Below are 14,993 nucleotides of genomic sequence, written 5' to 3' on the forward strand. Positions count from 1 at the left end.
ACGTGTGCGATTCGAACGCACGACCATCGCATTAAAAGAGCTGCATTTAACAAATAACCAATTGATAATTAACGACATTTAACAAATAGCTCTCACGTTGCAATGCATATTTGTACCTATTGTTGATTATTTGTTTTACCCAAGTTTTACCCAGCAATGCTCGCTAAAAGAGCAAAATTCAAACTGGGTACAATCCCAAGGGAAGCTAAAAATCTTGATTATTTCCGCACATAAAACTCTACTTTATTAGAAATAAACGGTCGTTTGATCACTATTAACCTTAAATTCTGTTTAAACAGAATTTAAGTTGACGACCTATAAGATATCTTCTATAAATCTGCAATAGGAGAGTTTTATGAAACGTGTCGTCCCAACCTCATTTCCAAGTGATCCCTTCCTCGATAGCCCTGTTACTCTGGGATCTGCTATTCGATCGGCACGTACCCAAGCAGGCATTCGCTTGGAAGATGCAGCCATGACAATAGGCGTATCTTTACAGACTTTAGTCGATATCGAAGCGGGAAAACCTGGGGTCAGCATTGGCAAAATTCTCCAGGTCGCGAATGGACTAGGGGTTTCCTTATTTGTCCTTCCACAGAACCAACGCGAAATTGCCCGCCGCCGGTTAACTGATTTAACTGAGGATCAATCCAGATGAAACTGGTTGTTTCTGCCAATGGTAACGTTATCGGTTTCCTGAGTATGGATACTCAGATTGGACTGTATGCCTTCGACTATTCCACCTCTTGGCTTGATCGGGAAGATTGCTTTCCTCTGAGTCCGGCATTGCCCTTGGTTCGGCAGAACACCTCGGATGAACAGCATAGCGCCAATGTCCGACAATTTTTTCAGAATCTGTTACCCGAAGGACAAGCACTGGACGATGCGGCGCAAGCAAATAAGGTATCAAAGTCCAATTTAATGGGCTTACTGGTTGCTCTAGGTCGAGAAACGGCCGGCGCGCTGGAAATTAGCATGACCGAGGCGTCGCCAATTCCGACGCCCACCCCATCAAAGCGCTTACTCACCCCTCAGGAATTATCGCTGCGAATCCGTTCTCGCCCCGATCAAGCCTTTAGTGTTTGGGACGGCAAAGTACGTTTATCCATTGCAGGCTACCAAGACAAGATTGCCGTATTGGAGGAAAACGGTTTATGGTTTCTGGTCGATGGCAAAGGTTTGGCATCGACGCATCTACTAAAACCCGATCCCATTCGTAGCGGCTTGCAGCACATGACCAGCAACGAATTCGCTTGTATGCGCTTGGCTCAAGCGGTAGGTATAGCCACCGCCGATGTTCGCCTGGAGCATATTCCTGAGCCCATACTGCTCATCCGTCGTTTTGACCGCCTAATAGGCGAAGGCAACATCGAACGCCTGCATTGCATTGATGGCTGCCAAGCGTTAGGCCTGGGTGTCAGCATGAAATACGAACGACCTTACGGCGATGGTCGCGATGTGCAACATATCCGAGATGGCGCAACCTTACCCAAGTTGTTTGCATTATTAGATCGAGCCAGTTCACAACCCGCTGTCGATCGTTTAGCCCTTTTGCGTTGGAGCATTTTTCAAATTCTGATTGGCAACACCGATGCCCATGGCAAAAACCTTTCCTTTTTTATCGACTCAGGCGGTATCCGTCTGGCTCCGAGTTACGATTTACTCTGCTGCTTGATGTATGCCGAGGGTCAGATTAGCGATACGCTCTCTATGGCCATAGGCGATAACTTTGATGCGCGTACTTTAACCCCCTACGACTGGGCACTGATGGGGGCGGAATGCGGACTAAATGCCAGATTAGTGGGTAGAGAGCTCAAACAATTGGCCGACAAAGTCCTTAAAATTTGGCCTGAACTGAAACAAAATCTCGTCGCCGCGGGTGCAAACGATACTACTTTGAATTCGCTTGAAGGAGTTTTCAACCAACAGTGTACAAACGCTTTGAGTATTGCGGGCTTGGTTCCGAAGATTTCCAAAGACATTCTTTGACTCTATACTTTCCCTACCGATTGAAATAGAAGTCGAAAGACAAGCATCAATCCAAACCCGTCTATCGAGGTTCTCCGGTTATTCAGTGAAATGCAGATTCTTCGAACTGCTGGACCATAAAGCAGACGTTGGTGGCCTCAACCTATCGGCCAAAAGCGGTCAATCGACGACTCCTTGGAATTTCATTTTTCAATGAGGTCCCGCTCGAAAGCGGCCACTCGCAATGCCTACAAATAAACTTCAATTTGCACCGATAACTCTAAGATACCGTCCGGCATAGATACAAAAAAACACTATTGCCAGGACATTCAAATAAACCACACTAAACATCGCACAGGATTTTTTTAAACCAGCAGCCTGGTTTGCTTTTCATCATTTAGAAATGCGTTGATACCTCCATCCGATGTCAGAGATCAATGTGTTTATTAGCTAAATTCGGCTCATCTTTAACACAACTGTCATCTTTACCCTGTAAATTCCAATCCCGAGACCATTATTTGCCGCGTTAGCCTTGCCAAGTCCGGTGAGTGTCTAGCTCTAATCCACTGACCTACGAGCAAGCTAACTCGATATAAATGTAGATGGCTTGTTGTTTTAGGTTAACTGGACCACTGCATCAGGGATAACAAGGATATGAAGCTTTTAAAATTGGCTGCTGTATGCTCAGGCTTTTTCATGGCAACGGCTTCCTTGGCGGCACCCATTGATGATGCCCGCTTCAAGGCCATGGCTTGGTTGATCACTCACCAAAACGGCGACGGCAGTTGGTCAGGCGCGCCGGGCTTGGAGATGGCGGAGACTGCGGCCGCTGTCGAAGCCTTGGTCAATTCCGGTATGACCCAAAGCGATACTTATACAAAAGGTGTGGCTTGGCTGCAAAACCATGAGGCCTATAGCACGGACGCCTTAGCCCGCCAGATCATCGCACTCAATAAAGCTGGGCGCGATACCTCTGAACTGATAACCCGGCTGATTGCTTTACGTAACGATACATCCCTAAGTTGGGGGGCTTACGATCATTACAGCGGTAGTTTTCCGGATACTTCATTGGCCATGGACGCCATCAACGCCACCGCAACCACATATGCCGATGCCAGTTACGGCATCGGTTTCATCGTCAATAAACAAAATACGGATGGCGGTTGGCCTTATTTCGCACCCCCAGGTAGCGTTCAACCGAGCAAGGTTATCCCGGCGGCGCACAGTCTATTGACGCTCAACCACTACAAAACAGTTTACGGTGTTCAATCCAATATTACCAATGGGATTGCTTGGTTGAAAGCCCAGCAGAAAACACCCGGAGGAGGTTTCGGGGAAGGCAGCACCGGCACTGTTTTGGAAACAGCGCTGGCGTATCGCGCGCTAGTCGCGGAACTTGGGCCCACTGACCCCGCCGCCGTGAGCGCGGAAAATTTTCTAATTGCTCAGCAACAAACCGACGGCAGTTGGGGCGGCGGCGATGCGTTGCTCACCACGCTGACGTTGGCGGCAATGCCCACGGTGGCGCTGGCCGATACCGACCGCGACGGCTTGCCGGACGGTACCGAAACCCAAGCTTTGCTCGGCACCAATCCCAATCTACCCGACGCCTTCGGTTTGTTAAGCGGCAACGGGCGCGGCATCGCTGGCGAAACCACGGCTATACCGCTTACCAAGGCCTTTATCGACTTACCTTACACGGCCAGCTTGGCTACCAGTAACGGCACGCCGCCTTATAGCTGGCTGTTGAGCTCGGGCGATTTACCGGACGGGCTCAGTCTGGACAGCAATACCGGCGAGATTACCGGCACGCCCACGGCACTCGGTATCTACAATTTCAGCTACGAAGTGTTGGCCGCCGATAGGCAAACCTCTATCGTCAGTCAAATCGAAGTTACTGAACCGCAACCCACTCAAGTTCCGACACTGCCTGCCTGGGCCATGCTGCTGATGGGCGGGCTGCTTTCCGTCATCATGCGGCACGCCGAGCATCGTAAAACCCGCACAATCCGTTAAATTCAAGGCTAGGCCAAGGAATTTTCCATGTCACGCGTTTACCATTTTCGTTTGCTTCTGGCGTTGGCTTTTCTGTGCCAGGGTCTATTCTCGAGCTCATCCCTCTACGCCGCACCGCAAGACGCCGCTGTTTTACCGGATGCCGTGCTGCAATCGCTGCTTAAAGTGCATCAACAACCGGGTAATCCATTGGCGCGGCAATTGCGCGAACATCTGGATGAAGCCGCCGAATTGCTCGAGGAAGCTGATGAAGAAGATCGTCTGCAACAAGGCGGCCAAGTCAATCTACTATCGTCCAAGCAAGAGCTATTGGAAGCCAAACGTTCCGAAATCGCCGATTTACGCCAGGACGTGGAAGCAGAACTCGAACGGATGCGCTCCAAGCTGGAAGGACTAAAACAACCCGGCAAATTAAACGACTTCGAGCATTATGCCAAGCAGGTCGAGCAACGTTTCGATCGTGTCGAACGGTCGCTGTCGGCATTTTCGTCGGCTCGTAAGGGGGGCGATCGCCGCCGTGCTTTGGAGAATGCCAAGGCCGAATTACGTTCATTGCATGGTCGCGGCCAATCGGCCGATGCCGTACCCGAAGCGATTCCCACGCCTACGACTCGGCTGGGAGCGGAAGTAGAACCGACACCCGCCGAACCCAGCAAAAAATTACCGCGTTATCTCAGCGCCGGACCTTATAAGCCGGACGCGCTGGACTACGCCTTTCTGCTAGACCTATTGAACATGCTGGCCAAACCGGCCGAAGCGGCGGCACCTTCCACGCCCACCGAGGCTTTGGCCTGCGGCTACGCCCCCGCCGATTTGAACGCCACGGAAGACGTGGTTATCTCCCAGGAAATCCAAAATCTTGCCGCCAAACTCGGCTATTCGCCGGTCAAGATATTCCAGCACGTCTACAACAACATTCGCTTCGAACCGTACTTCGGTTCGATGAAAGGCGCGGTAGGCACGCTTTATAGCGGTGCGGGCGGTGCGACCGATCAGGCATCACTGTTGATTGCGCTGCTGCGTGCCTCCAATATACCGGCTCGCTATGTATTAGGCGACATACAAGTCAACGACGCCTCGAATCTGGGGGCCAACGGCCGTGCACCGCGTTGGATCGGCGCCAAAAATTATCAGGCCGCCGCGACTATTCTTGCAGCCAATCTGAATCCCAATGCCGGCGCTTTAACCAGTAATAACGGTATCCAACTCCGCCATATTTGGGTGGAGGCTTGCCTGCCTTATGGCAATTATCGCGGGGCGCCGTCGGACAACACCGGCTACCGCTGGATTCCGCTCGACCCCAGTTTCAAGGATAAAACCTATCAAACCGGTATTGCCGACATTCAATCCAATGTCGCTTTCGACTACAGTCCGACCGGCTACTTGGCTACCCGCACCAACGTGCTGCCGCATGAGCACTATGCATCGCAAGTCGAAAGTTACATCAAGAGCGTGAATGCGGACAATACTCTATTGGACGTACCCTATCTGGGTCAGCAAACCGCAAGAATCTATGACATTTTGCCAGTAACCTTGCCCTATGAAGTCGTGCAATTTGTCAGTTGGAACGGTTCATCCTCCCCCGAAACCGCCAGTCTGCCCAGTAGCCATCGCTACCAATTGTCCATCAAGGTTAGAAATAGTGCGAATACCGATTTGATGGCTGAACAAATTCTATCCCTGCCTTCTGTGGTTCATCAGCGTATTACCCTATCCTATGCACCGGCCGATAGTGCTTCGTTATCCATATGGAATGGTTGGAATGGCGATTTAGCCGGTTTGCCGGCGGGCTTAGTCAACCTGAAGCCGGTGCTCAAACTCGACGGTAATACTTTGGTAACAGGGACTGGCTCGTTGAGCTTAGGCACTAAACATAGGCTGGTCATGAAAGTGACTTTGGATGACATCACGCTGCCGCAGGCTTCCTGCCGCAACGACGATCCGTCCAACAACACACCGGACCCCAATTTACACTGCTTCAACAAAACTGTTTATACCAATCTGACCGCCGGCGCTCACCATGCGTTGATGGCCTATGCCCGCCAAGGCTCTGATCGCCTGCTAGCTGAACGATCGGAGCGGTTGATTCAGTCGGTGCAATCCGCGCCTACCGCCCCGACGCCGGCCAACGCCGCCGATTACGACAATACCGAAGGCGAGTTGCTGCATATCGCCCTGATGAAGTATCTGAGTTACGTCACTGACTCCGGACAATACTTGGGCGAACTGAACGGTGTCAGCGTGGAAAGCGGCACGCATCTCGGATTGACTGCAGCAGGCCTTCAAGTCGATTACCTGTTCGATCTGCCATTTGCCGTGCATCCCAGCGGCCCCTATATCGACGTATTAGGCAATCTTGCCCGGGTAACCAAGCTCGATACCACGACAACCACCAGCGCGGCCCGCATTGCCGAAGCTTGGCCAACCTTTAAACTATGGGCCTATTGCGCTTCCGCTTACGAGCATTTTATCTGGCAGGAGTTGATCCGTACCGATGCCGTCTCCACGGTACGCGGCTTGCAATTTGCCGGCGAGTCAGGTGGAAGTAATCCGCTGGTCATATTGAGCTCGACTAATATCAATAATTGGTCGACGCTGATGGATGCCAGCATGAGTACATACCAAGGTCGAATCACTAGCTTGGTTAACGACGGCGCCACAGTCACGGTTCCTAAGAAGGCTATTACCTATACCGATGGCAGCGTGCAGCCCAAGACCTGGAATGGCGGCGTATTCATGGCTGAAAACCAGAACAAGCGCTATATCGCGGCCATAATCAGCGGTGGGTTAGGCGGCGGCTATTCGTTGGTCAATCCCAGCCCGATCACAACCAGCTACCCGCGCGACAGCTTCCTCCCCAGTAGCTTTTATGCTGGTGCACTTATTAACTCGACAACACTGTCCAACGGCTGGAACGCCCTGCAAAGTTGGGGCGGCGACCCAGTCAATCTGGCAACCGGCAACTTGTACCACACGGAGCGCGATATATCCTTGCCGGGCCGCGGCCTGCCGCTGGTGTTCGAACGCAACTATAACAGCCGTAACCCGCAGGACGGTCCGCTGGGTTTCGGCTGGACCCACAGCTTCAACCACAAACTGAACTTCTACGGCAGCGAATCCGGCTACGTCAAAGTCGGTTGGCTGGACGGCAGCGGTGCCGAGCGTTTCTTCCGTCTGGCCGGCACCACGGTACCGGCGGACAGTACGTTCGAAGCGGCTCCTGGCGTGTATTCGACATTGAAACGCGAAGCCGACGGTAGTTGGAGCGTCACCGAAAAGAACGGTCTGCGCTACGGTTTCGAAAACAACGCCGGCACCACCGCCAATACTCAGGCCAAGTTGCTGACCATCAAGGATCGCAATCTCAATACTCTGGCTTTGGCCTATAACACCGGCTGCGGTGACTATTTGTGCACGGTAACCGACGGCCCAGGCCGCAAACTGGCCTTCAGCTATACGGCTGGTCATATCAACCAAGTCGACGTCAAAGCCATCGGCGGCTCGGTGCTGGCCACCCACCAATACGGTTACGACGGCAACGGTAACTTGACCACCTATAAAAGCCCGTTGGCCGTCGCCAACCAACACGCGCCGGTGGCCTACACCTACTACAGTGCCGCCGACGGCCAGAATCTGAACCATGCGCTGAAAACCACCACCGCCCCACAGGGCGAAGGCATGCAGTTTTCCTATTACGTGGACGGCCGGGTGTTCCGCCACCAACGCCACAACAACGGCACACTGCTGCCGGAAACCACCACCTTCCGTTACCAGGATTTCCGCCGCGAAACCGTCACGGTTAACGAACGCGGCTTCGAACGCCGGCACAGCTTCGATGAAAACGGCAATCCGTTGCGCATCGTTGACGAAACCGGCATGGCGCATACTTACAGCTACGATCCGGCCCATCCCTTCAACCGCCTCAGCGAAACCGACCCGGCCGGGCTGACTGTGCAATACCAATACGATGCAATCGGCAACGTCACCCGCATCACCCAGCCGTCCGGCGCCACCACCGAATACAGCGATTTCACGGCTTTCAATGCCCCGCAACGCATCAAAGACGCGCTCGGCAACTGGACGCTGCTGAAATACGACGCCAAGGGCAATTTGACCGATACGGTGAAACTGAACACCGGCATCGTCCCGACGGGCGGGGCCACGCCGGCTGTGGCCGATATCGCCGCGTGGAGCAAGCGCAACTACGACGCGGCCAGCGGCCAACCCACCCAAAGCAAAACCCTACGCGATTTCAGCGGCGCCGCGCTGGGCAACTTCGCCGGCGGCATCGGCCCGACCGTCACCACCACGTATGATGCCAATACGCTGTATCCGACCCAAATCGCGCGGCTGGGCGACAAAACCGGCGACGGCGTTATCAATGCCTCCGATCCGGCCGACAGCGCCACGCTGCAATTCGATGCACTGGGCCGGCAAACGCAGGGCATAGACGCCGACTGGCAAACCCAACAGACCGGCTACGACGCCGACAGCTTACCGATCTCCGCCACCGATGCCGCCGGCCATCCCCGCGATTACTTTTATGACGGCGATGGCCGCTTGAAAGGCCAGGAACTGGTATTGAGCCAGAACGGCCAAACGCGGCTGTGGGACTCCGGTTTTCACAGCTACGACAGCGCCGGACGGCTTGAGCAAACCCTGGACGCCGGCGGTAACGTCAGCCAATACCAATACGACGCGGCCGGCAACCTGATCCAAATCACCGATCCGGACAACTACACGCTGGGTTTCGACTACGACCCGGTCAACCGCTGGACCAAAGCTTACGACAAAGCCGGTCATGCCGTCAGCCGCAAATTGGATGCCGCCGGCCGAGTCAAATCGGTCATCGACCCCAACGGCAATGTCACGCTTTACAGCTACTGGAACGCCGCCCAAGACGGCCGCCTGAAAAGCGTCACCCAACCCAAAATCGGCAGCTACACCCTGGGGCAAATTCGCCAGTTCGATTACGACGCCTTGGGACACGCCGTCAAAGTCACCGACACCCCGGCTGCCGGTTCCTCAGACGCTACCCGCGACACGATCAACACCTATGATACGCTGGGCCGGCTGGTCCGGGTAGCGGGGCCGCAAGTCGTCGACAGCAACCCAAGCTCCGCTACCTTTAACCAAACCATCCGTCCGCTGACCCGTTACGTCTACGACCACCTGGGCAATCTGCTGGATATCGAAGCCGGCCAGACCGCGGCCGACGGCGGCGGCACTATCGATCCCGATACCGGCGTATCAGCCAGCGACAGCGTGACTATCCAAGCCAGCTACGTCTACGACGATTTCGGTCGCAAACTCAGCGAAACCGACGCCAACAACCAGGTCACGACTTACAGCTATGACCTGAACAACAATGTCGTTAGCCAACAAACTCCGGGCGCTAACGGCCACACCTTGACCTATAGTTGGACTTACGGGCATTTGCTCGACAGCGTCAGCGCCGAAGACGGCCGCAAGATTGATGTCACCCGCGATCCTTTAGGGCTAACCACCCGCGCCGAAACCTGGAGTTCAAACCCCGGCAGTCAACTCGAAGTCGCCTACGATTACGGCTATGATGCCGCCCACCGGCTGCAACAGGTTACCGACTCCAGAGGCAACAAAACCCTCAGCTATAGTTGGAGTCCGGGCGGTATGCTGAACTACACGGCCGACAGCGATGGCGCCCGTAGCGATTATCTGTACGATGAAGTCGGCCGGCTGATCGGCCTGTGGGCACCCAACTACGACCATTACACCTTCGACTACGACGCCGGCGGCCGGCTGATCGCAGCCCGCTATCCGAACGGCATCGACCAGACTCTGGTCTGGAACGCCGACAACAGCCTCAACAAAATCGCCCACAAAAACGCCGCCACCGTCATCGCCCAAGCCAGCTATGGCTACGACGGTTTAGGCAGACGAAAGACCAATCAGGAAACCCTCAGCGGCCAAGCCACTCTCAGCTACACCTATGGCTACGACCCGCTGGATCGGCTGATCAGCGTCCAGAACGGCACCGCCACGCAAACCCAAGCCTTCGGCTACGACGTACTCGGCAACCGGGTACTGAAACAGCTGGGTAATCCGGTTACCGCCGCCACGGCTTACAAACATAATGCCACCAACCAACTGACCGAGGTCCACCAAACCGACCTCAACGGCGCCTTGCTGGAAGCCTACTTGTACGACGAAGCCGGCAACCAGAGCAAAAAATGCAGCGGTACGTCCGCCACCCGAGCCAGCGATACAGCCTGCGCAGGCAGTAGCCAAAACCAATACAGCTACGACAGCTTCCAGCGTCTGAGCCAAGTGGTGGCCAACGGCGTCACCACCGGCGGCTTTAAATACGATGACCAAGGCCGACGTACCCAAAAAACCGAAGGTGCTACTACCACCAACTACCTGTACGACGGACAGAATATCTACGCCGAATACCCCAGCACTGGCTGGACGGCAGCTAACGCTGTCTATGTCCAAGCCGGCCAAGACCACCCGCTAGCCCGGCTCACCGGCAACATCAATCAGCCTACTGCCACGGCGGCTTACTACCACCAGGACGGCCTAAGCTCGGTGCTCGCCACCACCAACGCTGCAAAAGCTGTCACCGCAAGCCAACGCTTTGACGCCTACGGCAGCAAGATCGGAGGTACCGGCACCGTTCCGCAGTATGGCTATACCGGACGAGAGCCCGATGCCAGCGGGCTGATTTACTACCGGGCACGGTATTACGACCCGAACCAAACTCGGTTTACCCAGCGAGACCCCTTGGGCTACGCCGACGGTATCAATCCGTATAGCTATGTCCACAATAATCCGGTCAACTTTAACGACCCCAATGGTTTGTTGGCACAATCCGTCAGAACCTGGGTGCAAACGGATGGCATTAGCTACGTCAATACGGGTTTAAACTATACCCAAGGCGTATTGGATGTTGCTGGCCTTGCCGCCCAAGGTCCTCTGGAGCCATTCGGCGTTCCCATCGACCTGACCAACGCCGGCATCTCGGCTTTGCGGGGCAATTACAGTGATGCGGCGCTCTCGGCAAGTTCGGCTATTCCATTCGTCGGGATTGGGGCTAATATTGCCAAGGTCGCAGATAGAGCCAAGGATGCTGTTAATGTTGCAAAGGAAATACCGCTATCATTGAGCAAATACGGCGAAGCGGCAACACATGCTGATGATGCAATACGCGCAGGTTATCCCGATATCCTTACAATTAATCGGGCTGGAGCTGATGCTAATAGAGCTTCTTCCATTGGTGGGTTGGATAAAATTCCTGGAAAGCAGCTTGATGAGTACCCACCTGCTATGTTTTCTGAAGGGGGAGCTGGTGCAAGTGTTCGAGCTATAAACCCAAGTAATAACATGGCGGCAGGTGCTTGCATAGGTAATGCTTGTCGCGGCCTTCAAGATGGATCTTTAGTTAAAATAAAAATTGTTCCTTAAATATGAAATCCATAAACATCATAATCAGTGTTTCATATAGCCAGCTTTGTTTGTTTTTGGCAACGATACCAGATCCATTTAATTTCTGGACTGATTTACACGTAGATCAAGGCTTTACATGGCGAGAGGGAAGTGTTGGATTCCGTACGCTTGTGGAGTCTGGCTCCCATTCTGTACAACTGGAATTTGTAGATATCTTTGATGAGCTTGATTCTAATGCTGTACGCGCTTTTCAAGTTCCTTTTTCCATTCCAATCGATACAAATATTGAAGTGGCAAGTATTTCTGACTCTACTTTGCTAACCCTGCCGCCAGAAAACTATGCACTTAGATGCGTGTTTTATGGGGCGCAAGAAGATGGCGTGGAATTCGTTAAATTAATATTTTGCAAAGCCAAAGACGCTATTTTTTCTGTTCTACGAGCAGATTCATGTCTTTCGGTGCCCGGTGAATTAGTGACAACTGCCGAGGCTGCTGACTAATATGAACAGTCATGAATTTATAACCATAAAAACAGTAGTGCGTAATGGAGCTATAGACGATGTTATTTCAGTTGTTGAAAGCCCTCCTGGGCGCAAAGTATCAGAACAACTAAACCCGGGATTTTGAAAAAAATGGCCAAATTGAAAATTGGAGATGTGGTTGAAATATCAACATCAAAAGGCTTCACATATGCACAGTACACGCATAAGCATAAGCAATATGGCGCACTATTGCGAGTGTTTGGTCTCATTTATAATGATCGGCCAGCAGACATAAAAAATCTAATAAGCGAAGAGCCCGTATTTTCTTGCTTCTTCCCTTTGAGTGCATCAGTAGATCAGCAGATTGTGTTTATTGTGGGTAACGAGGAAGTCCCTGTTGATGCTCAAAATTTCCCTATTTTCCGGGCAGGTATGATTAACCAGGCGACAAAAAAAGTTGACGTTTGGTGGCTTTGGGATGGTGAAAAAGAATGGAAAATTGGCGACTTAGACTCTGAGCAGCGGAAGTTACCGATTCGGGGAGTTTGGAATGATACATTGCTGATTGAGAGGATTGAATCAGGCTGGACACCAGAAACTGATCCTTCCTGATTAGCCTCATTTCTTCGAATACGCTTCGCTATTGGGAGCTACGCGGGCTAATTCAACTTAATAAACAAGCATATCCAAATGCTTTTGCAAAATGAGACCATTTATGGATAGCCTGGAGTTTATAAAAAAAATAAAAATTGTAGTCCGTGATGGGGCTATAAATGATGTTATTTCAGTTACTGAAAACCCTCCTGGACGGAGGGTATCACAACTGAAAGCTCGTTCTGAATGGTATCTTTCTCTTCCTGATGAACAGAAAGCGATTGTAAAGTCTATCGTATCTGATTCGGTTGATAGTGCGCTATTTGGATTTCTTTGTGTTATTGATGGTGTTCGAGCAGTTGAAAATGGTCCTGATAAGGGAAAATTAGAGCTGCTATATTCGAAAGAAGAGTCAGTACAACTGAATTCGCCAGATGGATTAATGCTTCATGATTTGTATAACGCACAGTAGCTTTGTGTCCTTGAGATGTGAGTTTCATGGACCAGAGGATGGAGCGGAATTTGTACTACTTTAACGATGGCAAGTGAGCATTGAAAAAAATTCTACCGAAAAAGCTTCCCGAGTGGGTAACTTTCCTTCTATTCGTAGTTTGCTACGCGCTGCTCGATTACGGATATTTCCAGATTCCGGTCGACCTGTTTGCCAATGTCATCTACTACCACGGCGTGGTGGCGGTTTGCGCCGATCTGGTCAATTGGTTGGTACCGTTTGAGCATGTATTGGCCAAGCAAAATCATCTGCTTTCCGCCAAGGCCGATCTGGAAATCGTGCGTGGCTGCGACGGTGCCGGGGCGTTATTTCTGGTGACGTCCGCCGTGCTGGTGTTTCCGTCCGGATTAAAGCGCAAACTCATCGGCTTGGTGCTCGGCATCGGCCTGATCTATTTTCTCAATCTGTTGCGTATCTGCGTGCTGTATTTCGTCATCGCTTACCATCCCGGTTGGTTTCAGTTGATTCACACCTATGTGGCACCGACTTTGATGGTAATGTTGGGATGCTTTTATTTTGCCTGGTGGGCGTTCGGTTCGAGACCTTCGATCCATGAGCCGGCCTGAGCTGCTTTTCCTGACGCTGAAAGGCTTGCTAGCCTGGCTGGTGTTGTCCTGCTTGGTTTTGTTTTTCGGTGAAGGGCTGATCACAGTTGTGTTCCCGATACTGAAGGCGGTAATAATATCGATGACGCCGGATTTATCGCCCAGTTTGCACGTAGTCAACTCGGTGCAATCCCAAATGGATGCCTCGATTGAGTTATCGGTTTTAGCATTACGACCGATTTACCTGAATGCCGACCATTTTATCCCGCCAACGACCGAATTGAAGTCGTCTGCCCATTTGCTGCATAGCTTCGTGCCGTTGGTCATCGAAGGATCCATTCTGCTGGTTTGGCCGGTACAGCATTGGCGACAACGATTAGTGTTGATCGGATTGGGTTTATTGGCGGCGATTCTGGTGATCATGGCGACTTTACCGGCACACCTATTGGGCAAATTGGAAATATCGTTTCAAGACATTGCCGAATTGGGCATCAATCCCCGCCAGGTACCCTGGTTTGTCGACTGGATGGTGTTTTGCGAACTGGGTGGACGCTGGTTGCTCGGCATTGCGGCCGCTTGGTTCTGTATTCAAATACACCGAGCCTTCCTTCGAATCTGATTTTTGAACGTCTGCTTATTAAGTGATGAAGTTTAACTAAAAAAATTTGATTCAATATTCGACTGGCCGGTTTGGGTCGGGTCTTGACCATCCGATCTTCAGATTCATCGCCGGAAAGCGGTCATTGAATTTCGATACCTGAAAGCCTCCGCGCATCACTCAATACCGGACATGCCGCAGGTCACTGGTTGCCTCACCTATTGAAAATTGGATAGTTACCACGACCGGTTGGTTTTCTGCCTATGATTGGCACCTCGATATGATGTGGTTTTTATCACTTAAACAAACTGGGTTGCCCGGTATTATTAACGGACATTAGTAAAGATCTAAAAATTTTAATCGCTTCTTTTAAAGAAGCCTCAGCAGATACTGAATCACCGTTCTTAATTTGACGACGCGCATTATTAAGTGCGTTGGAACCGCGTTCTTTTTTTGCTTCAACCGAACACCTTCCCAAGATGTCGCTAGCAGAGCTCCTAGTGGCATCAACATAATTTTGTGCCTCATCCAGCTTATTCTCATTCACTGCTTTCAGTGCCGCTTCGAGGTTAACAATGGCTTCATTAGTCGCTTCCGTCGTCAAAGCAATTTGAGCTTCTGTAACCGCTGCAACAGGGTTCGTAGCGCCAAAAAACAGCGCTAAAAAACCGATAAACAAGTGTTGTTTCAATCTGATGTTCATGTTCTTACCTTTTTCTGATTTTTTGTTTTCATACTTAGAAATAACGAGCATAACCCAAGATTTTAACTGGAAACTATTCGAGGCTTTTTAGTGGAAACTTTTCAATGCCGTTTGACAAGTTCATATCAATCTCAGAATAGTCATCCATGAT

Annotated in this window: 10 protein-coding genes; 9 read left to right on the forward strand and 1 reads right to left on the reverse strand. The window is 51.7% G+C overall.

All coding sequences use genetic code 11. The annotated features are described in order from the left end of the window. The first annotated feature begins 355 nt into the window (after window positions 1-355). The 9 genes from NP596_RS15005 (at window position 356) to NP596_RS15045 (ending at window position 14,160) form a co-directional block, all read left to right on the forward strand. Window positions 356-658: a helix-turn-helix domain-containing protein gene (locus NP596_RS15005; protein ID WP_168031737.1), complete on the forward strand. Its 303-nt coding sequence runs from the start codon at window positions 356-358 to the stop codon at window positions 656-658. Continuing rightward, window positions 655-1,989 (forward strand): HipA domain-containing protein, encoded by a 1,335-nt coding sequence (locus NP596_RS15010; protein ID WP_256616195.1) that lies wholly within the window; start codon window positions 655-657, stop codon window positions 1,987-1,989. Before NP596_RS15005 ends, NP596_RS15010 begins: the two co-directional genes overlap by 4 nt. 675 nt (window positions 1,990-2,664) lie before the next feature. Next, window positions 2,665-3,984: an IPTL-CTERM sorting domain-containing protein gene (locus tag NP596_RS15015; RefSeq protein WP_256616196.1), complete on the forward strand. Its 1,320-nt coding sequence runs from the start codon at window positions 2,665-2,667 to the stop codon at window positions 3,982-3,984. A 27-nt stretch (window positions 3,985-4,011) separates the two neighbouring features. After that, window positions 4,012-11,427, forward strand: a complete 7,416-nt coding sequence (locus NP596_RS15020; protein WP_256616197.1) for an RHS repeat-associated core domain-containing protein — start codon at window positions 4,012-4,014, stop codon at window positions 11,425-11,427. A 2-nt stretch (window positions 11,428-11,429) separates the two neighbouring features. Next, entirely contained in the window at window positions 11,430-11,909 is a 480-nt protein-coding gene (gene comJ, locus NP596_RS15025; RefSeq protein WP_256616198.1) for a competence protein ComJ, read from the forward strand. 123 nt (window positions 11,910-12,032) lie between these two features. Continuing rightward, window positions 12,033-12,503, forward strand: a complete 471-nt coding sequence (locus NP596_RS15030) for a hypothetical protein (RefSeq protein WP_256616199.1) — start codon at window positions 12,033-12,035, stop codon at window positions 12,501-12,503. Window positions 12,504-12,606: 103 nt separating this feature from the next. Continuing rightward, a complete protein-coding gene (locus NP596_RS15035) occupies window positions 12,607-12,957 on the forward strand; it encodes a hypothetical protein (RefSeq protein ID WP_256616200.1) in 351 nt (116 codons plus the stop codon). Window positions 12,958-13,037: 80 nt separating this feature from the next. After that, window positions 13,038-13,562, forward strand: coding sequence for an exosortase XrtM (xrtM, locus tag NP596_RS15040; RefSeq protein ID WP_256616201.1), 525 nt, complete (start codon window positions 13,038-13,040; stop codon window positions 13,560-13,562). Beyond that, window positions 13,549-14,160: a hypothetical protein gene (locus NP596_RS15045; RefSeq protein ID WP_256616202.1), complete on the forward strand. Its 612-nt coding sequence runs from the start codon at window positions 13,549-13,551 to the stop codon at window positions 14,158-14,160. Before xrtM ends, NP596_RS15045 begins: the two co-directional genes overlap by 14 nt. Window positions 14,161-14,434: 274 nt before the next feature. On the opposite strand, the gene NP596_RS15050 is transcribed toward NP596_RS15045, so the two are convergent. Beyond that, a complete protein-coding gene (locus NP596_RS15050; RefSeq protein WP_256616203.1) occupies window positions 14,435-14,842 on the reverse strand; it encodes a hypothetical protein in 408 nt (135 codons plus the stop codon). Window positions 14,843-14,993 lie beyond the last annotated feature (151 nt).

The organism is Methylomonas rivi, from assembly GCF_024505165.1.
Classification (GTDB): domain Bacteria; phylum Pseudomonadota; class Gammaproteobacteria; order Methylococcales; family Methylomonadaceae; genus Methylomonas; species Methylomonas rivi.

Bases quoted from the DNA above. Each gene is read 5' to 3' on its own strand.
- NP596_RS15035 (WP_256616200.1), top strand. From the start codon at position 12,607: ATGGATAGCCTGGAGTTTATAAAAAAAATAAAAATTGTAGTCCGTGAT.
- NP596_RS15045 (WP_256616202.1), top strand. From the start codon at position 13,549: ATGAGCCGGCCTGAGCTGCTTTTCCTGACGCTGAAAGGCTTGCTAGCC.
- NP596_RS15005 (WP_168031737.1), top strand. From the start codon at position 356: ATGAAACGTGTCGTCCCAACCTCATTTCCAAGTGATCCCTTCCTCGAT.
- NP596_RS15050 (WP_256616203.1), bottom strand. From the start codon at position 14,842: ATGAACATCAGATTGAAACAACACTTGTTTATCGGTTTTTTAGCGCTG.
- NP596_RS15010 (WP_256616195.1), top strand. From the start codon at position 655: ATGAAACTGGTTGTTTCTGCCAATGGTAACGTTATCGGTTTCCTGAGT.
- NP596_RS15015 (WP_256616196.1), top strand. From the start codon at position 2,665: ATGGCAACGGCTTCCTTGGCGGCACCCATTGATGATGCCCGCTTCAAG.
- NP596_RS15020 (WP_256616197.1), top strand. From the start codon at position 4,012: ATGTCACGCGTTTACCATTTTCGTTTGCTTCTGGCGTTGGCTTTTCTG.
- comJ (WP_256616198.1), top strand. From the start codon at position 11,430: ATGAAATCCATAAACATCATAATCAGTGTTTCATATAGCCAGCTTTGT.